We start from the raw sequence: 24,563 nt of genomic DNA, 5'->3' as shown, positions 1-24,563 counted from the left end.
CGCGATCACGGATTCTGCTGCAGCTGGAAGGTCGCACCTTCCGGATCGTTGACCGTGACGATGCGTCCGTACGGTGAGTCCTCGGGCCCGGCGAGCACGGTACCGCCGAGTTCGGTCGCCTTCGCCGCGGCGGCATCGGCATCGTCGACATTGATGTAGTTGCGCCAGTACGAGACCTGCGCCCACTGGCTGGCGTCGCAGATGCCGGCCAGGGCATTCTCGTCCGCACCGTGGGTGGAGTAGGGGAAATCGGGCATCTGCACGATGTCGAAGGAGAAGGCGGTGCGGTAGAACTCGGTGGCGACCGGGTAGTTGACCGTCATGAGCTCGAACCACACGGGTGTGCCGGGGGTGAGCGGAGTGTCGAAGCCGGTGAACTCGCCCGGCTGCCACATTCCCACGCCCGCGCCCGTGGGATCGGTGATGACGGCCATCTGGCCCAGCGGACCGACCGCCATGGGCTCGGCGATGGGGGCCGCTCCGCCGGCCAGTGCGGAGGCATAGGCACCGGCGATGTCCGCGGTGTGCAGATAGGTCGTCCACATCGTCGGCATCATCGGGTTCGGGGAACCATCCATGTTCATCGCCCGCATGGCCCCGCCGACGGCGGCACCGTCCTTCGTGATCATGGTGTAGTGGCCGAATTCCGGTCCCTGGTCGGTGAACTCCCAGCCGAAGAGCTCGGAGTAGAAGGTGGTCATGGCGTCGAAGTCCTGACACACATAGTCGATCCAGACGGGCTGTCCCTCGCGGGGGTTCTCAGGCATTGCGTCTCCTCATCATTGCGGTGGGCGTTGCGTTGTCGGTCCGGTTCGGTCCGGTTACTGCCAGTTGCGGGTGAAGTCGGCGAAGTGATCATGCAGGGCCGCCTGCAGCAGCGGTCCGAAGGTCACGCGGCCGACGCCGAGCTCGGCCAGCTGCGCGAGGTCGAGCTCATCGGGAATCGCGCCCTTGACCGGATGGGCGGTGACGTTGAGGGGCAGGGTGATTTCGGAGAGGACGGTCTTGAGTGTCTCGGTGTCCGGCATCGCGACGGGGTAGACCGAATCCGCGCCCGCCTCGGTGCACAGGCGGAGTCGGCGGATCACCTCGGCGGTGGGATCATCGAATTCTCCCCGGTGTTTGAACACGTCGGTGCGGGCGTTGATGACGACGTGGACACGTTGGGCTTCGGCCGCCTGCCGCAGGCTCCAGACGTATTCGGCATGTTCTTCGGGGCTGCGCAGCCGTCCTTGGCTGTGCACGGTGTCCTCGATGTTCACGCCCACGGCCCCGGCCTCGAGGAGACCGGCGATGAGCTCCGGGGCAGGAGTGTCGTAGCCGGATTCGAGGTCCGCGGTGACCGGCACCTCCACCGAGGCGGTGATCCGGGAGATCCCCTCGAGTGCCTGGTCGAGGCTCATCGCCTCACCATCGGCGTAGCCGAGGGAATCTGCCAACGGGTGGGATCCGATGCTCAGGGCATTGAAGCCGATGTCGACCATCGCGCGGGCCGACCAGGCGTCCCAGACGGTCGGCAGGACGAGCGGTTCGGTCTGATGATGGCCCTCGAGAAGGGTGGAGGCGCGTTCGGCGAGCACTGTGTAGTCCGTCATGGACAATACTGTTCCACCCCGGCAGCTCGACACGCCAGAGCCGTGAGGGGTTCACCCGAAGAATTCAGATTCGCGGGGTCCGCGGCGGCTCCTCCCGCCGCTCACCCGTGGCCTCGACGGCCGCGGCGATCTCGATGAGCGCGGAATCGTCCCACCCGCGGCCCAAGATCGTCAGACCCACCGGGATCCCGGTGTCGGCCATGGTGCCCATCGGCACGGTCACGCTCGGGATGCCGAGGTGGCGGGGGACGAGATTGCCGTTGGCGACCCAGGTGCCGTTGCGCCATCCCAGATCCGCCGAGGCTTCGTCGACGTCCATATCGGCGGGCCCGACATCGGCCATCGCCGGGTGGATCACGGCATCGAGTTCGTTGGCGTCCATCCATTCCTCGAGGTCAAGGCGGCGGGTCTCCTCGAGGCCGCGGACTCCGGATTCGAGCAGCGGGATCTCGGTGATCGCGGCATATCCGTTGCGGCGCACCTGCTCGGGATAGGTGGCGATGTCATCGTCGAAGCCCGTGTAGCGGTCGGGCAGGGCTCCTGCGGGATGGGGGAAGATCGCGGCTCCGTCGACCTCGGTCAGGGTGGAGAGCTTCGGGTCGCCGTTGGCGGCGAGGAAGTCGTCCCAGGCCCAGGACGAGAGGTCGTTGATCTCCCGGTCGAGGTACGCGGGCGTGACCAGTCCGCGGGTGGCGATCGTCGGGGCGCCGGGCCGATCGCCCTCGTAGTTGCTCACGACGCGGAAGTCGGTCTCGACCACCTCGGCGCCGGCCGCCTCGAGGTCACGCCGGACGGCCTCCCAGGCCGCGATCACCGAGGCGCGGGTCTCGATCCGCTGCCCCGTCGGCCCGCCGATGCCGCCGTCCGGGTTCGTCCCGGCCTCGGCATCGGCGTTGATGTACATCCGGGGCACGCCGAGGCGCTTGCCGGCAAGCATCTTGCGGGCCGCGTCGGCGTCGGCAGGCAGCAGCGAGGCATAGGATTCGGGGCGCACGGCACCGGCCCGCGGGATGTCGACCCAGGGCTGGACGCGCCAGAAGTCTCCGCGGGTCTCCGGGTCGTCGGCGACGATGACGTCGAGGACCTCCGCGAGATCGGCCATCGACCTGGTGTGGGGGACGACGACGTCCATCGTCGGTACGAGCGGCCAGTTCCCGCGCACGGAGATGACCCCGCGAGAGGGTGTGTAGGCGATGAGTCCGTTATGGGAGGCCGGTGCCCGCCCGGAGGACCAGGTCTCCTCGCCGAGGCCGAAGGCGGCGAAGCTCGCGGTCGTCGCCGTTCCCGAGCCGTTAGAAGATCCGGAGGCGAAGGCGCTGGTCAGCCAGTCGGCGCTGTAGGGGCTTTCGGCCCGGCCGTAGAGTCCGCGCTGCATGCCGCCGTTGGCCATCGGCGGCATGTTCGTCAGTCCCAGGCAGATCGCGCCGCCGGCCCGCAGCCGCTCGATCGTGAAGGCGTCGTGCTGCGCGATGAGGGAGGCGAAGGCCGGGGAGCCCGCGGCCGCGGTGAGCCCGGCGACGAGGTAGCTGTCCTTCGCGGTGTACGGGATCCCGTCGAGAGGGCCGAGGGTCGCGCCGGCCGCGCGCCGTTCGTCGGACGCCGCCGCCTCGGCGAGGGCCTGGGGGTTGGCGACGATGACGGAGTTGAGCGCGGTCGCGGTCTCGGGTCCGTCGTAGGCGGAGATGCGATCTTGGTAGGCCTCGACGAGCTCCACCGAGGTGGTCGCTCCCTCCTCGAGGGCACTCCGCAGCTCGGCGATGGATGCCTCGACGACATCGAACTTCGTCATTCTTCTCTCCTCCGTGCGCGACGTACGGTTCCTGGCCCCATTATGACCCACCCCCGCCGAGGTGGGGGTGCGGAATCCGTTGTCGGCCGACCCGATCCGGGGGCGAAGAAATGCGTACCATCGGAGTATGTCGACTTCGGTGATCATCCTCAGCGGCGGTCGTTCCAGCCGCCTCGGCGGTTCTCACAAACCCGCCGTCGAGCTGGAGGGCCGCTCGGTGCTCTCACGGATCCTCGCCGCTGTGCGAGTGGCCGTGCCCGAGGGGACGGTGTGGATCGCCGGCACCGCCGAAGGACTCAGCGAATCCGAGGCCGCTGAGGTCCGCACCGTCGTCGAGGAGCCGCGCTTCGCGGGGCCGCTGGCCGGAATCGCCGCCGCCAGCGATGCTGCGGCCGACGAACCCGATGTCACGCTCGTCCTGGCCGGAGACATGCCGCTCATCACCGCCGAACTTCTGCGCGCACTGCTCGCCGCATGTCGGCGTGAGGCCCGGCCGGCCTCGAGCGTCGACGAGCGTGGGAAGACCCAGTTCCTGTGCACCGCATGGCCGACTGCGCTGCTGCGACAGCGTCTGGCCGCGGTCGCGCCCGTGGCCGATCGCCCGGTCAAACTCCTCTTCTCCGGAATCGCTCCGACTCTCGTCGACGCCGACCCGGATCAGCTGGCCGATTTCGACACCGCCGAAGACCTCGCCAGGATTCGGAATAGCCTGGCCCACCCGGATCGACCGAACTGAACAGCTTCTGCGGTCCGGCAGAACCGCCTCGGCGGCCTCACTGATGTCCGACCGAACTGAACAGTCGGCCGAACCTCAGTCCTCGATCTGGGTCTGCTCGACCGCCTCGACGGCCTCCTCCGGGCTCAGCCGGCAGGCGATGGCCACGTAGAAGACGACGATCGAGAAGATCACGGTGACCACCTCGCCGACGATGAAGCCGAGCAGGTCGAGGCCGCCGCCGTAGTGGCCGATCAGGCTGAGGACGACGAGTCCGCCCATCCACAGCAGCATCCACCAGCCCGAGCGCATCTTCAGCGCGGGCAGACGGTTCTTATCTTTCGCGAAGATGTGGTGGAGGATCATCACGAGGTAGCCGATGGCCACGGCGAGGAACAGCTTCCAGTTCGTCTCCCAGCCCGTCCAGTAGACGATGAGGTTCGAGCAGACGAAGCCGATGATCGGCAGCGTGTCACCGCCGGGCAGCTTGAACGGACGCTCCTGGGCGGGCAGCTGACGACGCAGAGAGGCGACGACGATCGGGCCGGTCGCAAAGGAGAGCACCGTGCCCGAGGTGATGAACCCGACGAGCTTCGCCCAGGACGGGAACGGCAGGAACATGATGCACGAGACGATGAAGACGACGAGCAGGGAGACCCAGGGGACCCCGTTCTTGTTCAGCTTGGCCAGGGCGCGCGGGGCATTGCCGACCTTCGCCTGCGAGTAGGACAGGCGCGGAGCCAGCGCGGTGTAGATCAGGCCCGTATCGGCAGGGGAGATGATGGCGTCGCCGTAGAGGATGACGGCCAGCCAGACGGCGCCCAGGAGCAGTGAGATCTCGGCCAGCGGTCCCGCGTCATTGGTGAATGCGAGGTTCGACCAGCCGTCGGTGAGCAGGTCGGTGGGCAGGGCTCCGATGAAGGCGGCCTGCAGTCCGACGTAGATGAGGCCGGTGACGAGGATCGAGCCGATGACGGCGAAGGGCACGTTCTTCTGCGGGTTCGTAGTCTCGCCGGCGAACTCGACGCCCTGGCGGAAGCCGAGGTAGGAGAAGACGATTCCGGCGGCCGGCAGTGCCGCGAGGATGGGGGCGACGCCATTGGGTGCGAAGCCGCCGAACTGCTGGGAGGTGAAGTGTCCGGGGTTGAACGAGAGGGCGAAGAACACGACGATGACGAGCAGGATGACGGCGAGCTTCCACCATACGAGGATGTTGTTGAAGCGGGCGAAGAGCGAGACGCCGTAGATGTTGATGACGCTGAAGACGAGCATCAGTGCGATGCTGACCGCGATGCCGGGGCCGGTGAGGACGGCCACGTCGTCGACGGTGTGCATGAGCCAGGGGAGATAGCTCGAGGCGTACTGGACGGCGGCCATGACCTCGATCGGCACCGTTGCCGCAACCGAGAGCCACGTGATCCAGCCGCTGGTGAAGCTCGCGAAGGACCCGAAGGAGAAGTGGGGGAAGCGGATGACGCCGCCGGCGACGGGGAACATGACGCCGAGCTCGGCGTAGTTGAGCGCCACGAAGATCATCATCACGGCGCCGAGCGCCCAGGAGATCAGCGACGCCGGACCGACCATCACCGAGGCGTTGAACGCTCCGAAGAGCCACCCCGAACCGATGATCGAACCGACCCCGGTGAAGAGCAGACCGATCTTGCCGATATCTCGTTTGAGTCCCTTGTCGTGCCGGACTTCGACCTTTGTGGGATGTCCGGGCGTCGGGGGATTGATGGTGGACATCATTTCCCTTTCAGTGGCGAATAGTTCTTTCGACTGTTGAAGTTTGCGCCTATGCAGAAGTGATGTCAATCACGATTATGGCTTTTGTGGCTCCTGGGCAGAGTGCCTATATACACCCTGTGATCAGCGGTAATGTTCCGATATTCGGGGAATGTGAAAGCGCGGACCAGATTGGATCCAATGCTGAGCGGAACACAGAAAGAATGTCGCGAATAATCGCGATTCCGTGACAAGGGCAAATACCGATCGGATCCAATGTCGTCCGAAATTGGCGGAAGGGAATTCGCCGAGGCGGCGTGTCAGGCTCGTCTGCGAGCTTGAGTTGCAGTTCGGTTGCGGTTCGGGCGAGTCGTGATGCCGGAGGGTCCCGGATGTCCCCGGCGGCCCATGGAAGCGGTCTAAGCTTCTGGGCAGGGTCCGATGAGGGAGGTGACGGTGCGGTGACACATGATCAGGCTCGCAGCGCTGCGATCGCTGCGGAGCTGCGCGGACGCATCATCGACGGGCGTCTGCCGCCCGGCACGCGGATTCGGCAGGAGGAGATCGCCGAGGAGTTCGGGGTCAGCCGACTCCCGATCCGCGAAACACTGCGCTTCCTCGAGTCATCGGGACTCGTCACGCTCGTCGCCTCGACCGGGGCCTGGGTCTCGAGGCTCGACCTCGAGGAGTGCCGCGAGATCTACCTCATGCGCGAGCGTCTTGAGCCGCTGCTGCTCCGGCTGGCCATGCCCGGTCATACGACCGAATCCTTCGTGGAATTCTCCCGGCTCGCCGAGGCGGTCGCGGCATCGACGTCGAGGGGAGAGCTCGTCGAGCGCGACCGGGACTTCCACCGGGCTCTGACGGCGGGACCGGCGACGAAGCGACTGCGGGAGACCGTCGACCATCTGTGGAACCTCACGCATTTCTATCGCCGGCAGCTCCTCAGCCCCTCGGTGAGCAGGCGTCGGGAGGACATCCTGACCGAGCATCGGATGCTGCTGCGTGCCGTGGAGGAGCGAGACGTCGATGCCGCCGAGGCGACGCTGGCCCTGCATATTCGCCACACCCGGCGACTCGTCGAGCGCAACCCGCAGATCTTCGAGTCCGGTGAGGCTCCCGGCACGGTCGGGCCCGATGCGTGGGTCAGGCCTGACGCGCCTTGAACCGCGGGTTCTTCTTGTTGATGACGTAGACGCGACCGCGGCGGCGGACCACCTGCGATCCGGGCATCTTCTTGAGCGAGCGCAGTGAGCGGCGGACCTTCATGACGTGACTCCTTAATGAGAATGAGTATGATTAAGCTTAATCATAGATCGTTCCAGGAAAGGATGCGAATGCCCGAGCACACTGCGGCCTCGGTCGAGGCCATCGCCGTCACGGGTGCCTGCGCCGTGGAGAGAAGGGACTATGCGATGCGTCTGGCGAAGGCGCGCGGCTTCATCCTCGTCCCCGCCGAGCAGACCGGACAGGGGATCGCCGCCGTCGACCGGATGATCGAGCTCGTGCGCACGGCCTTCGGCGCGCGCGGAGTGGTCCTCGAATATCCCACCGAGACCCCGGTGATGGAGATCGTCGGCGCGCTCAGCGCCCCGAGCGCCGGGACGGAGCTCATCGATCTCGTCAGTGTCCTCGACGTCGGTCACCTCCTCGATGACCTCGGATCCGAGGAGTTCCTCGAACTCGGGTCCGGCGGCATCGTCGCGGCGAAGGCCGAACTGCTCGTCAGCCAGATCGAATTCGCCTCGACCGCCGCGATCGTGAACGCGCAGGCGCTGTCCGCCGAGGAGTTCGAGCTCGTGATCGCCCTCATCGGCCACCTCAACCCTGATGCCCATGCGGCCGTGATCACCGAGAAGAATTCCGTGCACGGCATGGTCCGATGGCCCTTCGCCTCACGTCCGCCGAGCGCGGGATGGACGGCGATCCTCAATGCGGAGTTCTGGCCCAGGGCCTATGCGACCGGTCTCGGCGCCTGCCGCTACGAGCAGTGTCGGGCCTTCCATCCCGGTCGCCTGCACGCGACCCTGACCGACTGCCTCTCACAGGGGTACTGTGGTCGAATCATCCGCTCGGCAGGATTCGCCCGCTTGGCCTCACGTCCGCATTTGACCGCTCAATGGGATCAGGTGGGAACCATCTTCACGCTGTCTCCGCTGGCCCTCGATGACCGCCTCGGCGAGGGTGGGGAGCTCCTGGCCTTCGGTCAGGATCTCGCCTTCTTCGGCATCGACCTCGATGAGGCGAAGCTGCGAGAGGCCCTCGACTTGGCGGCGCTGACCGATGCCGAACTGACCGCCGGGCCGATGACCTGGGCGCGATTCGCCGACGACTTCCCGGCGTGGGACACCGCGCGAATGTGACGGTCACGTCTCCTGCGCGGCCCGGCAGTCTGCGCAGAGGCCGAAGATCTCGAAGACGTGGCGGGTGGCCTCGAAGCCGTGTGAGCGGGCGAGCGTGCGCATCCAATCCTCGCCGGGCGGTTCGATCTCGACCGCCTTCCCGCAGCTTTCGCACACGAGGTGATGGTGGTGTTCGCTGTGCGTGCAGGCGCGGAAGAGCTGCTTCTCAGCGATGGTGATCGCATCCGCGTGGCCCGCTTGGCTGAGTGCATTGAGCTGCCGATAGACGGTCGCCAGGCCGACCGATGCGCCCTGGTCCTCGAGGCTGCGGTGCAGCTGCTGGGCCGAGACGAACCGGGTCTCGGCCTCGAGCGCAGAGCGGATGAGTGCCTTCTGTGCGGTGCTGCGGGTCTTCTTCGGGCTGTGGCCGTCTGTCATTGCCCTCTGCCTTCCGGGCTCAACTGCGGTGAACCGATATCGTGGGTGCGGTCTCGATCATGCGGCGGCGTCCTGCCGGGCCGGTCGCATGCGTCGAAGTGCATATGTTTCGAGAATAATGAAAAACGTTACCAATAACAAGGTCGGGGCGACCGAGGAGGCGGAGTGAGCAGACGACGAATGAGCGAAGCGGTTCCGGTCATTCTGCTCACCGGCTACCTCGGCGCCGGAAAGACGAGCCTGCTCAACCACCTGCTGCGCCATCCGGATGCTCGGATCGGTGTCGTCGTCAATGATTTCGGCGACCTCAACATCGATGCCGGCCTCGTCGTCGGCCAGGTCGACGAACCGTTCTCGATCTCCGGGGGCTGCATCTGCTGCCTCGATGACGACAGCTCGCTCGAGGACGCCCTCGTCGCACTCGCGAAACCGAGCCTGCGCCTGGATGCGATCATCGTCGAGGCCAGCGGGTTCGCCGAGCCGCTGACTCTGGCGCGGATGGTCACCCGGATGGGCCGTCACCGCTTCCACCTCGGCGGGGTCATCGACGTCGTCGATGCGCTCATGCACTCATCCACGGTCGACACCGAGGCGCTGCCGCCGATGCGCTATGCGGCGACGACCCTCGTCCTCGTCAACAAGCTCGATCAGGTTCCGGCCGAGGAACGGGAAGCGGCGGTCGAAGCCGTGCGCAGCCGAGTGCACCGCCGCAATCCCCGGGTCCTCGTCATCGGCACGAGCTTCGGCAGGCTCGATCCCACGCTCATCTTCGACCCGGGGGCCGGGGAACATGGGAGTCTGGCTGATCGCCGAGGCGCAGATTCTCACGGAGGGGCCGGGCTTCGTCGAGGCGATGCGCCCTCGCCGACGGACGCTCCGCTCCAACCGGAGCTGCCGATCCGCGAACTCATCCGCGCCGCCTATGCCGAACGGCAAGCCGAGATCGAACGCGGAGCCGAAACCGATCATGGACCTGACGGTGGTCATGAATCTGCCGGTCACCGGCATGCACAGGCGATCACGGTGACCGGGACGGGCTGGGCGGACCCGGATCGCGTGATGGATTTCCTCGAAGACCTGCCCGCGGGGGTCTACCGGGTCAAGGGCCAGGTCCGCGTCGCCGAACGCTCGGCGACGCGGCACTTCGGCGTGCAGGCGGTGGGCCCGAACGTCTACGTCTCCGACAACGGCCGCTGCCCCGGCACTGGCACCGGCACTGGTACAGGCACTGGTCACGACAGCGTCCTCGTCGTCATCGGCGAAGGATTCGACGAGACCGAGGTGCGCGATCGCCTCGAGCCCGGGCTGAGCGAAGACGCTAACAGCGCCGGCCTCGAACGCCTCCTCCGGCAGGTGCGCCTGCACAGCTGACGACAAGTGATCCCCCGCAGACAACCCTCCGGAATTCCTCCGTATTACCTGAGGGTCAGCCGGGGGAAAACACCCGCGCCGCGGTCCGGAGACCGATCCTAGGATCGAAATATCACCCTTTCGGGGGATGCGAATGACACCTTTCGGGGGACGCGCAGAGACGGGTGACTTGAAAGACTGATCAGGCTCGATCTCCCGTGAGCCGCCCGCAATCCCCGGGTGCCAGCACCACAGCACCACAGCACCACCAGGCCCCACCAGCCCAGCCCGCCCCACGATCTCCGGCGATGGCCGCCGGAAACCGGAGGAACCCGTGTCCCTGATCACCCGGATGAGTCTCAAGAACCGCCTCATCGTCGGACTGCTCACCCTCGTGATCGCCGTCTTCGGCGTCGTCGCGACCACCTCGCTCAACCAGGAGACGATGCCTTCGGTCGACCTCCCGAGCACCTCGGTGCAGGCCACCGTGCCCGGGGCCTCACCGGAAGTCGTCGAGGCGACCGTGACCGAGCCGCTGGAGACGGCACTCGAAGGCATCGGCGAGCTCGAGACGGTGACCACGACCACCTCGGCGGGCACGATGACGGCCGAGGTCAGCTGGCCCTTCGGCAAGGACTCCGAGGAGATGACCGACACCATCCGGTCCGCCGTCGACGGTGCCAAGGCGAACCTCCCCGAGGACGCCGAGGTGGAGGTGCTGTCCTATCAGATGGACGACGTCCCCGTGACGATGTTCGCCGTCTCCGGAGGCGACCCCGAGACCCTCGGGGACCGCCTCGAGTCCGAGCTCGTCCCCGAACTCCAGGCCGTCGACGGGGTGTCGAACGTCGACGTCACCGGACAGACCGAGCAGCGGGTCGACATCACCTTCCGACCCGAGGACGTGGCCGAGAAGAACGTCGTCGAAAGCTCCGTCCCCGATGAGCTCACCGCCGCCGGGACCGTCGTCCCCGCGGGTCAGAGCTCCGAAGGCGATGAGTCGATGGCCGTCGAAGTCGGGACCGAGGTCGACGCCGTCGAACAGATCGAGAAGACCCCGCTGCGCACCGCCGACGGCACCGTGCTGCTCGGCGACGTCGCCGATGTCGAACTCGGCTCCATCGAGAAGACCTCGCTCTCGCGCGCCGACGGCAAGGACTCGGTCACCGTGGCGGTGACGAAGAACCAGGACGCCAATGTCGTCGACGTCTCCCACAAAGTCGGCGACGTCCTCGACCGCGTCGGCCCGCAGCTCGGCGACGACACCCAGTTCTCGACGATCTTCGACCAGGCGCCCGAGATCGAGAAGTCGATCCACGACCTCTCCGTCGAAGGCGGACTCGGTCTGATCTTCGCGATCTTCGTCATCCTCGCCTTCCTCGGATCGTTCCGGTCGACGATCGTCGCCGCGATCTCGATCCCGATGTCGCTGCTCATCGCGATGATCGGGCTGATGGTCGGCGACTACACGCTCAACATCCTCACCCTCGGAGCACTGACCATCGCCGTCGGCCGCGTCGTCGATGACTCGATCGTCGTCATCGAGAACATCCGCAGACGCCAGGGCACAAGCGATCTGACGATCGACGACATCGTCGCCAGCGTCAAGCAGGTCGCCGGGGCGATCACCGCCTCGACCCTGACCACCGTCGCCGTGTTCCTGCCGATCGCCTTCGTCGACGGCATCGCCGGTCAGCTGTTCCGCCCCTTCTCCGTGACCGTGTCCCTGGCCCTGCTCGCCTCCCTGCTTGTGGCGCTGACCATCGTCCCGGTCTTCAGCTACTGGGTGCTGCGCCGCAGCCCCAAACCGCTCTCGCCCAAGCGGCAGGCCGCCACCGATGCCAGCTACGAACGCTGGGCGGCCAAGCAGCACGAGCGCTCCGTGCGCAGAGCAGAGCGCAGGCAGAAGACGATCGACCGCAGGAACGCCAAACGTGCGGCCAAGGGCCAGGAGCCCCTGCCCGCGGCGGTCGTCGAACCCGTGGTCGCGCCGGCTCCCGGCAACGGAGAGGCCTCGGACCGGGTCGACCGGCTCCAGCAGCGCAGCCTGCCCGCCATCCTCTCCGCACTCCACTACCCGTGGCGGACGATCGCCTTCTCCGTGGTCATCTTCATCATCACCATGATGAGTGCGAGCTTCCTGCGGACCGACCTGCTCGGTTCGGCCGGTCAGAACTCCCTCTACCTCACCCAGACCCTGCCTGCCGGCGCCTCACTGACCGCCAGCGACGAGGCGGCGAAGAAGGTCGAGGAGGTGCTCGGCTCCGATCCGGACGTCGAGACCTATTCCTCGACGGTCAACGGACCCGAATCAGGTACGGAGAACCAGTTCAACATCACCCTGACCGAGGACTCCGAGACCGAGGTGGCGACGAACCGCATCCGCACCCAGCTCGAAGACCTCGGGAAGGACGCCGGCGAGGTCGATCTGCAGGATGCCAGCGGCACCACCAGCGAAGACGTCGAGATCAAACTCTCGGGCACCGACCTCGGCGCCTTGGGAGATGCCGCCGACGAGGTGACGAAGACGATGGCCGATGAGGCCGGAGTCTCCAACGCCCGCAACGACCTCGCCGCCGACCAGCCGGTCATCCGCGTCGACGTCGACCGGGAGAAGGCCGCCGACTACGGCTACAGCCAGGCCGAGGTCGGCCAGGCCATCGCCGGCGCCCTGCACGGGACGGAAGCCGGGACGGTCACCCTCAAGGGCAAGGAACGCGATATCTTCCTCGCCCCGACCCACCCCGATGCCACTCCCGACGAGATCCGCACCCTCGAGCTGCCCGTCACCGAGGTGCAGACCCAGAATGCGCAGGAGGACGCCACCGACCGGGTCGAGGAGAAGACCGATGCCCGGGCAGAGGAGGCCAAGCGTAAGGCCGCCGAAGATGCCGACGAGCAGCTCGAATCCGCTCGGGAGGCCCGCGACAACGCCGCCGATCAGCTCGAGGAGGCGCGCAAGGCCCTGCGCGATGCCGAGAATCCGCCGCCGGCCCCGAGTCCGGGCGACATGGCGGCCGATCAGGTCGAACAGGCCCGCGAGGGCGTCGAGCAGGCGGAGAAGGGCCTCGAGGAGGCCAATGACTCCATCGACGACATCGTCGACGGCCAGCGCGAACAGGAGCAGAGCCAGGAGGAGGAGCAGAGCCTCGCCGACGAGCAGGCGGCCATCCCCGATATCAAGGGTGAGCCGATCACCGTCGACGAGATCGCGAAGGTCGAAGAGACCGAGACGCCTGCGACGATCGCCCGTGAGGACGGGGACCGTCAGGTCACGGTCTTCGCCACCCCGGCAGACGGGCAGCTCAACGCGGTCACCCAGGCCGCGCAGGAGCTGCAGTCGAGCATGGATCTGCCCGATGGGGTCAGCTTCGACGTCGGCGGCGCCAGTCAGGAGCAGGAGGAGTCCTTCGGGCAGCTGGGCGCGGCGATGGCCGTGGCGATCGTGCTCGTCTTCCTCGTGATGATCGCGACCTTCCGCAGCTTCGTCCAACCGCTCATCCTGCTCGTGTCGATTCCCTTCGCGGCGACCGGCGCGGTGCTGTTGCTGCTGGCCACGAACACTCCGCTGGGCATCCCCTCGCTCATCGGTCTGCTCATGCTCATCGGCATCGTGGTGACGAACGCGATCGTGCTCATCGACCTCATCAACAAACTCCGCGAGCACGGCATGGGCCTGATGGACGCGATCGTCCACGGCACCCGTCTGCGCCTGCGTCCGATCCTGATGACCGCCGCGGCCACGGTGTTCGCGCTCGTGCCGATGTCCTTGGGGCTGACCGGCGGGGGAGTCTTCATCTCCCAGCCGCTGGCGATCGTCGTCATCGGCGGGCTGACCTCCTCGACCGTGCTCACGCTCATCCTCGTCCCCGCCCTCTACCTCCTCGTCGAGCGGCGCAAGGAGACCAGGGCGGCGCACAAGGAGGCCAAGCGCGCGGCCCATCGTCGGGCCGATGAGGAGCGGATCGCGGCGGAGCAGATCGATGTGGAGACCGCCGAGGTGGCCCGCCGTCCCGAGGGCGAGTGAAGCTCAGTCGTCCTTGAGTCCGGGGAGCGCCTCGGCGGAGAATCGGATATGGCGCTCCGTCAGCTCCGCGGCCAGGGCGGCGTCTCCGGAGTCGATGGCCGCGACGATGCCGCGGTGCTGGGCCTGAAGTTCGCCCATCAGGACGCCCGGGTCGGCCAGCTCCCGGAAGGATGAGAAAATCGGGCGGCGCAGCGAGGTGCGGATCGCTCCGGTGAGATCGGAGAAGAGCTGATTGCCGGCGGCCTGGGCGATGGCCACGTGGAGGGCAGTGTCCGCATCATTGAACACCTCGAGGCTGATCCCCGGGGTGTCCATGATCGCCAGCTGCGCGTTGACCTCGGCCAAGGCGTCCTCCTCGGCGCGGGTCGCGGCGAGAACGGCGCTCGAGCGTTCCAGCTGGATGCGGGTCTCGATGACGTCGGAGAGGCTGAAGTTCGTCAAGGCCACATGCAGGCGGAGGAATCGGGTGAGCGCGGCGGTCGGCATGGCGGCGATGAAGGTGCCTGCTCCACGGCCCGAACCGCCGCTCGAGCGGACCACCCCGAGGCTCTCGAGGACCCGCAGAGCCTCACGCACACTGGCGCGGCTGACTCCGAGCTTCGCGGCCAGATCTCGCTCCGCGGGCAGCAGATCCCCGACCCCCAGCTCGCCGGAGATGATGCGCTCCTCGATGGCATCGATGACGAGCTCGTACGTGCTCGATCGGGTCACGGGCTGCCACCCGTTTGCGGCGCCCCCGGTTGCGGCGTCGCCTGGTGCGGCGTCACCAGGTGCGGCTGAATCGCCTTCAGCGGCCATCGTTCGTCTCTCCTCGCATCGGCCCATCATTTCATCATCGAACTCTTGACGTGGGTCTTAGTCGCCCCTACGATCAGATTAATGGTCTGACCTCATAAAGGCCATCCGCACATCCGCACACCGACCGAAGACAATACTCGAAGCGCGTTCACCGTGGAACCGCATCATCGTGAGCACGCACCTGCCGTGTTGGAGAACCCATGTACACGCCCGACCTCGCTCCCGTCGCCGACAGTCTGCTGTGGTCATCGCTGCTGGCGCTGCTGCCGCTGCTGACCATCTTCATCACCCTCGGCGCGCTGAGATGGAAGGCCTATCTGGCCGGAATCGCCTCGGTGGTCGTCGCGTTGGCCGTGGCGATCTTCGCCTACGGGATGCCCGCCGGGCTGGCCGGGCTCTCGGCGACTCAGGGCTTCGCCTTCGGACTGTTCCCGATCATGTGGATCGTCGTCAACGCGATCTGGATCTACGAGCTCACGGTGCGCTCCGGTCGGTTCGAGGACCTCCGCCTCGTCATCAACGTCATCTCCAGCGACCCCCGCGTCCAGGCGATCATCGTCGCCTTCTGCTTCGGCGGTCTGCTCGAGGCGCTCGCCGGGTTCGGTGCTCCCGTCGCGATCACGGGCGTGATGCTCGTGGCCGTGGGCTTCACCGCGATGCGCGCGGCCGTCGTCGTCCTCGTGGCGAACACCGCGCCGGTGGCCTTCGGTGCGATCGCCACTCCGATCATCACGGCCGGCACACTCACCGGCATCGACTATCAGGACATCGGAGCCATGGTCGGGCATCAGACTCCGCTGCTGGCGGCCATCGTCCCGCTCTTCCTCGTCTTCCTCGTCGACGGCAAGCGCGGGCTGAAGCAGATGTGGCCCCTGGCTCTCGTCGTCGGCATCGTCTTCGCCGCCGCCCAATGGGTGTCCTCGAATCTGCTCTCGGTCGAGCTCACCGACATCGTCTCGTCCCTGGCCGGGCTCGCGGCGGCGGTCATCATGCTGCGGCTCTGGAAGCCGGTGGGCGGACAGGATGCCCTGGACTCCATGGCCGTCGAGCGCGAGCAGGAGAATGTCGCCGTCCCCGATGCGGGCACGTCGTCGGGAGCGGTGGACACCGCCGTGGAGGCGAAGACCGCGCCCCTGACCGGGGCCCGGGTGTTCTTCGCGCTGTTTCCCTATCTGCTCATCGTCGTAATCTTCTCTGTCTGCAAGCTCGTGCCCGCCCTCAACGAGTGGCTCTCCGGCACGGATCTCAAGATCGCGTGGCCGGGCCTCGACGGCAATGTGTTCACAGCCTCGGGGGAGGTGTCGACGAGCACCGTCTACAACTTCCAATGGCTGTCCTCACCGGGCACGCTGCTGCTGATCTCCGGCATCATCGTCGCGCTGAGCTTCGGGATCTCGCCCAAGGACGGCTTCAAGGCCTACATCGACAACCTCGTGAAGATGCGCTTCGCGATCCTCACGGTCGGCTTCGTCCTCGCCCTGGCCTACGTCATGAACCTCTCGGGCCAGACGATCACGATCGGCACCTGGATCGCCGGCACCGGTGCTCTCTTCGCCTTCCTCTCGCCCATCCTCGGGTGGCTGGGAACGGCGGTGACCGGCTCGGACACGAGCGCCAACGCCCTGTTCGCCACGCTGCAGCAGACGGCGGCCGAGAACGCCGGCATCGACCCGCTGCTGCTCGTCGGAGCCAACAGCTCCGGAGGTGTGGTCGGCAAGATGGTCAGCCCGCAGAATCTCACGATCGCAGCGACCGCCGTCGGACTGCTCGGTCAGGAGTCGGCGATCTTCCGCAAGGTGATCTGGTGGTCACTCGCCATGCTCGTTCTCATGTGTCTGCTTGTCGGCCTGCAGTCCACCGTGCTGTCCTGGATGGTGCCCAGTACCTGACCCGATCGACTCTTCAGCCCACCCTGACCGTCCCGTAACCACCCGCCAACCCCACTGGAAGGAACCCCACATGGTCAAACGACAGATTCCCCAGCCCGCCGAGATCTTCGACCTCATGAAGTTCAAGAAGCTCGAACTCGATCCGAAGAAGCGCCGGCTCGAGTCGGCGCTGACGATCGAGGACCTGCGCGCCATCGCCAAACGGCGCACTCCCGCCGCGGCCTTCGACTACACAGACGGGGCCGCCGAGGGCGAGATCTCGATGGAGCGCTCGGTCCAGGCGTTCCGCGACATCGAATTCCATCCCTCGATCCTCAAGGACGTCTCGCACGTCGACACCTCGACCCAGATCATGGGCGGCAGCTCGGCGCTGCCCTTCGGCATCGCTCCGACGGGCTTCACCCGCCTGATGCAGACTGAGGGTGAGACCGCCGGGGCCTCGGCCGCCGGGGCTGCCGGGATCCCGTTCACGCTCTCGACCCTGGGCACCACCTCGATCGAGGACGTGAAGAAGGCGAACCCGCACGGTCGGAACTGGTTCCAGCTCTACGTGATGAAGCAGCGCGAGATCTCCTACGGCCTCGTCGAGCGGGCGAAGGAGGCGGGCTTCGACACCCTCTTCTTCACCGTGGATGCACCTGTGGCCGGTGCCCGCCTGCGCGACTCCCGCAACGGCTTCTCGATCCCGCCGCAGCTCACACCCAAGACGATCCTCAATGCGATCCCTCGGCCCTGGTGGTGGTGGGACTTCCTGACCACGCCGAAGCTCGAGTTCGCCTCGCTCTCGGAGACCGGCGGCACCGTCGGCGAACTCCTCGACTCGGCGATGGATCCCTCGATCGACTTCGACGATCTGGCGGAGATCCGCGCCATGTGGCCGGGCAAGTTCTCGGTCAAGGGCGTGCAGACGCTCGAGGACGCGAAGAAGCTCGCCGACCTCGGCGTCGATTCGATCGTGCTCTCCAACCACGGCGGCCGTCAGCTCGACCGGGCTCCGGTGCCCTTCGAACTGCTCCCCGAGGTGGCCCGCGAGGTGGGCAAGGACGTCGAGATCATCGTCGACACCGGAATCCGCAACGGCGCCGACATCGTCGCATCACTGGCTCTCGGTGCCGACTTCACGCTCATCGGCCGCGCCTATCTGTTCGGTCTCATGGCCGGTGGCCGTGAAGGCGTGGACCGGACGATCAAGATCCTCGGTGATCAGGTCGAACGGACGATGAAGCTGCTGCAGGTCGCCGACGTCTCCGAACTCAACCCGAGCCATGTGACCCAGCTGCACGAGTTCGGCCGCGAGGAGAGGGCGGCCATCGCGCAGGGCAACCGCGAAGGGGTCTGAGTCGTTCGGCTCAGCGCCCCTTTGGCTCAGAGCCTATTGGCTCAGAACCAAGCCTCGGCGAGCAGGGACAGCGAGCGTTCGCGCACCGCGGGGTCGAAGGCGTAGGTGACGGTGATGAGTTCATCGGCATCGATGCGTTCGGCGAACTCGGTGAGCTGATCGCTCGCTGTCTCGGGCGAGCCGACGGCGCTGATCCGCAGCATCGGGTTGCTGCCTCCGCCCTGTCCGGAAAGCGCCGCCGGTTCGACGGGAGGCTGCAGTCGGCGCCTGCCGCCGCGTGCGATGTCGAGGAACATCTGCTCCACCGAGGTGAATTGACGTTCGGCTTCCTCGTCGGTGTCGGCGACCATGACATTGATGCCGGCCATCACGTACGGTTCGCTGATCTGTGCGGTGGGAGACTCCGTGGTGAACGATTCTCGGTAGACGCGGACTGCCTCGTCGATCTGATCGGGTGCGAAGTGGGAGGCCAGTGAGAACGGCAGGCCCAGCTGTCCGGCGATCGAGGCGCCGTTGACGGTGGAGCCGAGAACCCAGATCGGCACCTCGGTGCCCGCGGAGACCGCGGACTGGATCGGGATGCTGTGCGCGCGGCCTTCGGGGCCGAACCATCCCTGCATGTCGTAGATGTTCCGGGAGAAGGACTGCGGGTCGGCGGAGGAGCGGGCGAGTGCCTGGGCGGTCATCTGGTCGGTTCCCGGTGCCCGTCCGAGGCCGAGGTCGATGCGACTCTCGTGCATGTTCGCAAGCGTTCCGTACTGCTCGGCGACCATCAGCGGCGCGTGATTGGGCAGCATCACCCCGCCCGAGCCGACCCGGATCCGCTCGGTGGCGCCCGCGGCCTGCGAGATCAGCAGCGCCGTGGCCGAAGCCGCCAGTCCGGTGGTGTTGTGGTGTTCGGCGAACCACAGTCGCTCGTAGCCGAGTCGATCGGCCAGGGCGGCGGCCCGCATCGAGGCGTCGATGCTCTCACGTGCGGTGGAGCCGTCGGGGATGGAGACGAGGTCGAGAATGCTCAAGGGAATGGACAAGGCGATGGTGTTCCTCACTGCTGGGCTGGAGATCTCCTCTCACAACGGCCCGGCATGAAGCGTTTATTCCAGGATGCAGATCGGCCGCGGTCTCCGGAACTGTGTCCGGGCCGCGGCCGATCTGGGTGTCAATGCCTCAGCGTCACTTGCTGAATTCCTTCTCGATCTTGTCGAGCACGTTCGATGCCGAGTAGTAGTCGAGGCGGAAGGAGTCGAGGCCCATCGCGTAGACCGCGTCATTTTCCACGGCCGGCGTGCTCTTGAGCAGGGAGTCCTTCTTGTAGCCCTCAACGGTCTTCTCGTTCGCGTTGAACAGGAACACGGACTTGCCGGTGATCGCCTTGGACAGGTTCTCTCCGGTCACCTCGTAGATGTCGGAGCGTTTGCCCATGTCGCCCTGGCTGATCGCATTCTCAGGCACCTCGGCGAGTTCGAAGCCGACCTCTTCGAGGAGTTTGGCCTGCGCCGAGTCTGGAGTCCAGACGTTGGCCGAGGATCCGGAGCCGCCGCCCTTCGCCTCCGAGTTGTAGACGAGCCCGGTCACGGGCTGTTCGGGGGCGTCGATGCTGCCCTTGATCTCTTCGGCGCGCTGGTCGAATTCCTCGTTGACCTTCTTCGCCTCGTCCGCGTGGCCGGTGATCTCACCGAGCTGGGTCGTGACCTCCTGCCAGTCTTTGTTGCCGTAGTCGATGACGACGGTCGGCGCGATGTCGCTGAGCTGGTCGTACATGGCGTTCGCGGAGTCCGCGCCGGTCTTCGAGACGACGATGAGGTCGGGCTCTTCGGCGAGGATGTTCTCCACGTTCGGGTCGCCCTGGTAGAGCTCTTTGACGTCCTTCTCCTTGGCGACGTCGCTCCACTGGGTGAAGAAGCCCTGATCGTCGGCGACGGGGGAGTTGGGGGCGGTGGCGCCCGAGGCGGTGACCGGGGCGTCGATGGCCAGCAGGCTGCCGGTCAGAGTGACGGCGGTGGAGACGATGTTCTCGGGCTGCTTCTCGAGTTCGATCTCGTTGCCGTCGTCGTCGGTGAAGGACTTCGGCCACTGGCCGCTCTCGGCCGCGGTCTCGCTCGAGTCCTCGCCGGTCGTGTCTCCGCCGCCGCATCCGGCGAGTCCGATGACGGCGCTGGCCGCGATGGCGATCGCGGCGAAAGAGCGTCGCTTGTTCAAGGTGAGGGGATTCATACGATTCTTTCTTGTTGCCGGCGACTGTCGGGTGGCACCGCTTCTGTCGCGGTCGCGCTTCGCCCTGCCAGTCAGGTGCAATGTGAGCCTAACCTAATATCGTGCAGATCGGCGTCGATTCTCCATATTCTGAGAACAGGTGTTGTGCTTTCCGGGCTGCGGGCGAAGTCGCCGCGCGTTCGGCCGAGAGGCGGAGGGAAGTGGGGGACCGGACGCGCGTCCGCGCCAATGGTAAGGCTAGACTAACCTGGTGAAGACTCAGATGATGCGCCGCACAAGTGTCCTTGCCGCCACCGTTCTGACCCTTGCGCTACTCGCGTCCGGATGTGCCGGTAGTGATGACTCCGGGGATGGGAGCTCGGGCAGCAAGGATGTCGCCACCGGCGGCAAGTCGTTCGGCACCGCGGACGAGGAGACTGCGAAGCTCGGCAGCGACGCCGAACCGGGGGCATTTCCGCGTACGGTCACCCATGCCAACGGCGAAGCCGAGATCGAGGAGAAGCCCGAGCGGGTCGTCGTTCTCGACACGGGTGAGCTCGACGATGTCGTCTCCCTGGGGATCACTCCGGTCGGCATGGTGACGACCGAGGGAGCGAATCCGGTGCCTTCCTATCTCAAGGACAGGGTCGAGGGAGTCGACACGGTCGGGACGATCAATGAGCTCGATCTCGAGAAGATCGCCTCGCTCGAGCCGGACCTCATTCTCGGCAGCCAGCTGCGGGCGGACAAACTCTACGACGAACTCGATGCGATCGCCCCGACCGTGTTCTCGATCCGTCCCGGATTCCCCTGGAAGGAGAACTTCCTGCTCGTCGGGGAGGCCTTGGGGATGGAAGAGGCGACGACCGTGCGGCTTGAGGACTATGCGAGCACGGCCGCTGAGCTCAAGGATTCGGTCGACGGCGATCCGACGATCTCGCTCGTGCGCTTCATGCCCGACAAGCTGCGCCTGTATGCGAACCAGTCGCTCATCGGCGTCATCTTGGGCGATGCGGGGCTGGCTCGTCCCGAGAACCAGGATGTCGACGAGCTTGCTGTCGAGATCTCGCCGGAGAACCTCGACCAGGCCGACGGCGACTTCATCTTCTACACGAGCTACGGTGATCCGCAGGCCACGGGCGAGGACAAAGCCCTGACCGGCAGTCAGTGGAAGGGTCTCGACGCGGTCAAAGACGGTAAGGCCATCCGAGTCGAGGACGACGTGTGGTTCCTCGGGCTGGGTCCGATCGGGGCCGAACAGGTCCTCGCCGACCTCGGTGATCATCTGCAGAAGTAGCGGCCCCGACCGAAGGGGGCGCCGATCGCAGCCCCGAGAAAATCTCTTCTGCACCCGGGAATAAACCCTCACTCCGCAAAGTTGAGTCTGGTGTACGCAACTTTTATGAGGCTGAGCTTGACGGCTCGAACCTCGAAGAGAATACTTGAGTCCAGTTGGCTCAATGTGTGCGGTCGAGTGGGCCCACCGCCGATCCCGCGGCAGGAAATGCCGTGGACGCCCTCGCGTGGTGGGGCCGCCCGATCGCACACATTCGAGTCGCAGGCACTCACGAATTGTAAGGAGAGAGAATTATGGCACGTGCAGTCGGAATCGACCTCGGAACCACGAACTCCGTCGTCGCAGTCCTCGAAGGCGGAGACCCCAAGGTCATCGCGAACGCGGAAGGCGGACGCACGACCCCGTCGGTCGTCGCAGTCAACAAGAACGGCGACTCCCTCGTCGGTGAGATCGCCAAGCGGCAGGCAGTGACGAACGTGAAGAACACGATCGCCTCGGTCAAGCGTCACATGGGTACTGACTGGTCCACGGAGATCGGCGGCAAGACACTGTCGGCTCCCGAGGTCTCGGCACGTATTCTGCAGAAGCTCAAGCACGACGCTGAGGAATACCTGCAGGAGAAGGTCACCGATGCAGTGATCACCGTTCCCGCATACTTCAATGATGCCGAGCGTCAGGCAACCAAGGACGCCGGTGAGATCGCCGGACTCAACGTCTCGCGCATCATCAACGAGCCCACCGCCGCCGCTCTGGCCTACGGCCTCGAGCGCGGCAAGGAAGACGAACTCATCCTCGTCTTCGACCTCGGTGGCGGTACGTTCGACGTCTCGCTGCTCGAAGTCGGCAAGGATGAAGACGACTTCTCCACCATTCAGGTTCGCGCCACCTCCGGTGACAACCGCCTCGGCGGTGACGACTGGGATCAGCGCATCGTCGACTGGCTGGTCGGTGAGATCAAGAACGGATACGGCGTCGACCTGAGCAAGGATTCGACCGCCCTGCAGCGTCTGAAGGAGGCTTCGGAGCAGGCCAAGAAGGAACTGTCCTCGGCCACCAGCACCAACATCTCGCTGCAGTACCTCTCGATGAGCGAGAACGGACCCATCCACCTGGATGAGACCCTGACCCGCGCGAAGTTCGAGGAACTGACCAAGGATCTCCTCGAGCGCACCAAGGCTCCGTTCCACGCTGTGATGAAGGATGCGGGCGTGTCCGTCAAGGACATCGACCACGTCGTCCTCGTCGGCGGTTCGACCCGTATGCCCGGAGTCACCCAGGTCGTCACCGAGCTCACCGGAGGCAAGGAGCCCAACAAGGGCGTCAACCCCGATGAGGTCGTTGCGATCGGTGCGGCCGTGCAGGCCGGTGTCCTCGCCGGTGAGCGCAAGGACGTCCTGCTCATCGACGTCACCCCGCTCTCGCTCGGACTCGAGACCAAGGGCGGCGTGATGACCAAGCTCATCGAGCGCAACACCCCGATCCCGACCAAGCGGTCGGAGACCTTCACCACGGCAGAGGACAACCAGCCCTCCGTGTCGATCCAGGTCTTCCAGGGTGAGCGCGAGTTCACTCGCGACAACAAGAACCTCGGCACCTTCGAGCTGACCGGCATCGCTCCGGCTCCGCGCGGCGTGCCGCAGATCGAGGTCGCCTTCGACATCGACGCCAACGGCATCGTCCACGTGTCGGCCACCGACAAGGGCACCGGCACCGAGCAGTCGATGACGATCACCGGCGGTTCCGCACTGCCGAAGGAAGACATCGAGCGCATGGTCCAGGAGGCCGAGGAGCACGCGGAAGAGGACAAGAAGCGCCGTGAGGCCGCCGACGTCCGCAACAACGCGGAGAACCTCGCCTACCAGACCGAGAAGCTCCTGACCGACAACGACGACAAGCTGCCCGAAGAGATCAAGACCGAGATCCAGGGCGATGTCGACGGCGTCAAGGAAGCTCTCAAGGGCGAAGACGACGACGCAGTGAAGTCGGCCTACGACAAGCTCGTCGCCAACCAGCAGAAGATCGGCGAAGCCATCTATAACCAGCAGGGTGGTGCCGAAGGCGCTGCAGGTGCTGAGGGTGCAGAAGGCACCGCCGATGCAGGTGCCGATGACGATGTCGTCGACGCCGAGGTTGTCGACGATGAGGACGAGGAGAAGAAGTAATGACTACCGAGGGCAACGATCAGTCGTCCGAGGAGCCAGGCTTCACCTTCAATGACAAGCGCCGGGTGGATCCGGACACCGGTGAGCTCCGCCCGGAGACCGACGCGCAGTCGGCTTCGGCGGAGGCCGGTGCCCCGGGTGCCGGTGCCCCCGATGCCCCGGGTGCCGGTGCCCCCGATGCTCCGGGTGCCGGGGAGCAGAATGCCGGTGCCGCGGACGAGGATCTGGCCGATGCCAGCGATCTCGGAGTCGACATCCCGGCCGACGCCTCGACGCTCAATGACACCGAGGCAGCACAGGACGGGGCCGAGCCCGAACCCGAACCGGGGTCTGAGGCAGCGGCTCACCTGGCCGATCTCAAGCGAGTCAACGCCGAGTACGCCGCCTACCGGATGCGGGCCGATCGCGAACGCGAACGTGCCGCCACCGGCGGTGTGATCAAGACCGTCGAGGCCCTGATCCCCGTGCTCGACGAGGTCAAGCTCGCCCAGGAGAACGGCGATGTCAGTGGACCGTTCGAGACCCACGTGAAGAAGCTGGTCGACTCGCTGACCAAGGTCGGCATCGAGCAGTACGGTGAGGTCGGCGACGAGTTCGATCCGCACCTGCACGAGGCGCTCATGCAGCAGCCCTCCGACGAGGTCGAGACGCCGACGGTCTTCGTGGTCATGCAGCCGGGCTACCGCCTCGGCGATCGCATCATCCGCGCGGCCCGCGTCGGCGTGCAGCAGCCGGAGGACTGAGAGATCAACCTCGCCGAGGCGGCCCCCACCCCCAGCGTCAGTCAGCTGACGTCGGGGACCGGGGGACCACCTCGGCGGCGGTCCGGATCTTCGGGATCGCGATCCCGGAGGTGCGGATTGTGAGGAGACAAGTGAATACAGTGATGACAGGATCTGAGAGG

Annotated in this window: 19 protein-coding genes; 10 read left to right on the top strand and 9 right to left on the bottom strand. The window is 66.1% G+C overall.

Annotated features, from left to right (window positions below; all coding sequences use genetic code 11):
• Positions 1-5 precede the first annotated feature (5 nt).
• The 3 genes from CV023_RS12200 to CV023_RS12190 form a co-directional block, all read right to left on the bottom strand.
• Positions 6-767: a VOC family protein gene (locus CV023_RS12200; protein WP_230745994.1), complete on the bottom strand. Its 762-nt coding sequence runs from the start codon at positions 765-767 to the stop codon at positions 6-8.
• Positions 768-821: 54 nt separating this feature from the next.
• Entirely contained in the window at positions 822-1,595 is a 774-nt protein-coding gene (locus CV023_RS12195) for an isocitrate lyase/PEP mutase family protein (protein WP_230745992.1), read from the bottom strand.
• Positions 1,596-1,659: 64 nt separating this feature from the next.
• Positions 1,660-3,384 (bottom strand): amidase, encoded by a 1,725-nt coding sequence (locus tag CV023_RS12190; RefSeq protein ID WP_230745990.1) that lies wholly within the window; start codon positions 3,382-3,384, stop codon positions 1,660-1,662.
• Between the two features lie 127 nt (positions 3,385-3,511).
• On the opposite strand from CV023_RS12190, the gene mobA reads away from it, so the two are divergent.
• Positions 3,512-4,120, top strand: coding sequence for a molybdenum cofactor guanylyltransferase (mobA, locus tag CV023_RS12185; RefSeq protein WP_230745988.1), 609 nt, complete (start codon positions 3,512-3,514; stop codon positions 4,118-4,120).
• A gap of 75 nt (positions 4,121-4,195) precedes the next feature.
• Here the strand turns inward: mobA and CV023_RS12180 are convergent, their stop codons facing one another.
• Positions 4,196-5,848, bottom strand: coding sequence for an APC family permease (locus CV023_RS12180; protein WP_230745986.1), 1,653 nt, complete (start codon positions 5,846-5,848; stop codon positions 4,196-4,198).
• Positions 5,849-6,285: 437 nt separating this feature from the next.
• Here CV023_RS12180 and CV023_RS12175 point away from each other — a divergent pair, with 437 nt between their 5' ends.
• A complete protein-coding gene (locus CV023_RS12175) occupies positions 6,286-6,990 on the top strand; it encodes a GntR family transcriptional regulator (RefSeq protein WP_230745984.1) in 705 nt (234 codons plus the stop codon).
• Here the strand turns inward: CV023_RS12175 and ykgO are convergent.
• Entirely contained in the window at positions 6,971-7,093 is a 123-nt protein-coding gene (gene ykgO, locus CV023_RS12170; RefSeq protein WP_230745982.1) for a type B 50S ribosomal protein L36, read from the bottom strand. The genes CV023_RS12175 and ykgO overlap by 20 nt on opposite strands.
• A gap of 68 nt (positions 7,094-7,161) precedes the next feature.
• On the opposite strand from ykgO, the gene CV023_RS12165 reads away from it, so the two are divergent.
• Positions 7,162-8,187 carry a GTP-binding protein gene (locus CV023_RS12165; RefSeq protein ID WP_230745980.1) on the top strand — a complete coding sequence of 342 codons (1,026 nt, stop codon included), beginning with the start codon at positions 7,162-7,164 and terminating at the stop codon, positions 8,185-8,187.
• 3 nt (positions 8,188-8,190) lie between these two features.
• Here the strand turns inward: CV023_RS12165 and CV023_RS12160 are convergent, their stop codons facing one another.
• A complete protein-coding gene (locus CV023_RS12160) occupies positions 8,191-8,604 on the bottom strand; it encodes a Fur family transcriptional regulator (protein ID WP_230745979.1) in 414 nt (137 codons plus the stop codon).
• A gap of 165 nt (positions 8,605-8,769) precedes the next feature.
• Here CV023_RS12160 and CV023_RS12155 point away from each other — a divergent pair, with 165 nt between their 5' ends.
• Together CV023_RS12155 and CV023_RS12150 are read left to right on the top strand one after the other, a co-directional pair.
• Positions 8,770-9,975 (top strand): CobW family GTP-binding protein, encoded by a 1,206-nt coding sequence (locus CV023_RS12155; RefSeq protein WP_230745978.1) that lies wholly within the window; start codon positions 8,770-8,772, stop codon positions 9,973-9,975.
• A gap of 331 nt (positions 9,976-10,306) precedes the next feature.
• Positions 10,307-13,981 (top strand): efflux RND transporter permease subunit, encoded by a 3,675-nt coding sequence (locus CV023_RS12150; RefSeq protein WP_230746543.1) that lies wholly within the window; start codon positions 10,307-10,309, stop codon positions 13,979-13,981.
• Between the two features lie 3 nt (positions 13,982-13,984).
• Here CV023_RS12150 and CV023_RS12145 read toward each other — a convergent pair whose 3' ends face one another.
• Complete coding sequence (locus CV023_RS12145) at positions 13,985-14,779, bottom strand: FadR/GntR family transcriptional regulator (protein ID WP_230745977.1); 795 nt, start codon at positions 14,777-14,779, stop codon at positions 13,985-13,987.
• 200 nt (positions 14,780-14,979) lie between these two features.
• On the opposite strand from CV023_RS12145, the gene CV023_RS12140 reads away from it, so the two are divergent.
• Both CV023_RS12140 and CV023_RS12135 read left to right on the top strand, forming a co-directional pair.
• Positions 14,980-16,668: an L-lactate permease gene (locus CV023_RS12140; protein ID WP_230745976.1), complete on the top strand. Its 1,689-nt coding sequence runs from the start codon at positions 14,980-14,982 to the stop codon at positions 16,666-16,668.
• Between the two features lie 70 nt (positions 16,669-16,738).
• Positions 16,739-18,007, top strand: coding sequence for an alpha-hydroxy acid oxidase (locus CV023_RS12135; protein WP_230745975.1), 1,269 nt, complete (start codon positions 16,739-16,741; stop codon positions 18,005-18,007).
• 41 nt (positions 18,008-18,048) lie between these two features.
• Here CV023_RS12135 and CV023_RS12130 read toward each other — a convergent pair whose 3' ends face one another.
• Both CV023_RS12130 and fepB read right to left on the bottom strand, forming a co-directional pair.
• Complete coding sequence (locus tag CV023_RS12130; RefSeq protein ID WP_230745974.1) at positions 18,049-19,038, bottom strand: LLM class flavin-dependent oxidoreductase; 990 nt, start codon at positions 19,036-19,038, stop codon at positions 18,049-18,051.
• Positions 19,039-19,180: 142 nt separating this feature from the next.
• Complete coding sequence (gene fepB, locus CV023_RS12125; protein ID WP_230745972.1) at positions 19,181-20,221, bottom strand: Fe2+-enterobactin ABC transporter substrate-binding protein; 1,041 nt, start codon at positions 20,219-20,221, stop codon at positions 19,181-19,183.
• A 250-nt stretch (positions 20,222-20,471) separates the two neighbouring features.
• On the opposite strand from fepB, the gene CV023_RS12120 reads away from it, so the two are divergent.
• From CV023_RS12120 to CV023_RS12110, 3 genes are all read left to right on the top strand, one after another.
• Positions 20,472-21,497 carry an ABC transporter substrate-binding protein gene (locus CV023_RS12120; RefSeq protein WP_442859939.1) on the top strand — a complete coding sequence of 342 codons (1,026 nt, stop codon included), beginning with the start codon at positions 20,472-20,474 and terminating at the stop codon, positions 21,495-21,497.
• Positions 21,498-21,790: 293 nt separating this feature from the next.
• Complete coding sequence (dnaK, locus tag CV023_RS12115; RefSeq protein ID WP_230745971.1) at positions 21,791-23,659, top strand: molecular chaperone DnaK; 1,869 nt, start codon at positions 21,791-21,793, stop codon at positions 23,657-23,659.
• On the top strand, positions 23,659-24,402 hold the full coding sequence (locus CV023_RS12110) for a nucleotide exchange factor GrpE (protein ID WP_230745970.1): 744 nt from the start codon (positions 23,659-23,661) through the stop codon (positions 24,400-24,402). Before dnaK ends, CV023_RS12110 begins: the two co-directional genes overlap by 1 nt.
• The last annotated feature ends 161 nt before the right edge of the window (positions 24,403-24,563 follow it).

Source organism: Brevibacterium sp. CCUG 69071 (genome assembly GCF_021023135.1).
Classification (GTDB): Bacteria; Actinomycetota; Actinomycetes; order Actinomycetales; family Brevibacteriaceae; genus Brevibacterium.
This window is presented reverse-complemented; position numbering and strand designations above follow the sequence as displayed.

Coding starts and splice junctions, on each gene's coding strand:
- CV023_RS12140 (WP_230745976.1), top strand. CDS start 14,980: ATGTACACGCCCGACCTCGCTCCCGTCGCCGACAGTCTGCTGTGGTCA.
- CV023_RS12110 (WP_230745970.1), top strand. CDS start 23,659: ATGACTACCGAGGGCAACGATCAGTCGTCCGAGGAGCCAGGCTTCACC.
- CV023_RS12135 (WP_230745975.1), top strand. CDS start 16,739: ATGGTCAAACGACAGATTCCCCAGCCCGCCGAGATCTTCGACCTCATG.
- fepB (WP_230745972.1), bottom strand. CDS start 20,221: ATGAATCCCCTCACCTTGAACAAGCGACGCTCTTTCGCCGCGATCGCC.
- CV023_RS12195 (WP_230745992.1), bottom strand. CDS start 1,595: ATGACGGACTACACAGTGCTCGCCGAACGCGCCTCCACCCTTCTCGAG.
- CV023_RS12200 (WP_230745994.1), bottom strand. CDS start 767: ATGCCTGAGAACCCCCGCGAGGGACAGCCCGTCTGGATCGACTATGTG.
- CV023_RS12160 (WP_230745979.1), bottom strand. CDS start 8,604: ATGACAGACGGCCACAGCCCGAAGAAGACCCGCAGCACCGCACAGAAG.
- CV023_RS12145 (WP_230745977.1), bottom strand. CDS start 14,779: ATGGCCGCTGAAGGCGATTCAGCCGCACCTGGTGACGCCGCACCAGGC.
- CV023_RS12165 (WP_230745980.1), top strand. CDS start 7,162: ATGCCCGAGCACACTGCGGCCTCGGTCGAGGCCATCGCCGTCACGGGT.
- ykgO (WP_230745982.1), bottom strand. CDS start 7,093: ATGAAGGTCCGCCGCTCACTGCGCTCGCTCAAGAAGATGCCCGGATCG.
- CV023_RS12180 (WP_230745986.1), bottom strand. CDS start 5,848: ATGATGTCCACCATCAATCCCCCGACGCCCGGACATCCCACAAAGGTC.
- mobA (WP_230745988.1), top strand. CDS start 3,512: ATGTCGACTTCGGTGATCATCCTCAGCGGCGGTCGTTCCAGCCGCCTC.
- dnaK (WP_230745971.1), top strand. CDS start 21,791: ATGGCACGTGCAGTCGGAATCGACCTCGGAACCACGAACTCCGTCGTC.
- CV023_RS12190 (WP_230745990.1), bottom strand. CDS start 3,384: ATGACGAAGTTCGATGTCGTCGAGGCATCCATCGCCGAGCTGCGGAGT.
- CV023_RS12150 (WP_230746543.1), top strand. CDS start 10,307: ATGAGTCTCAAGAACCGCCTCATCGTCGGACTGCTCACCCTCGTGATC.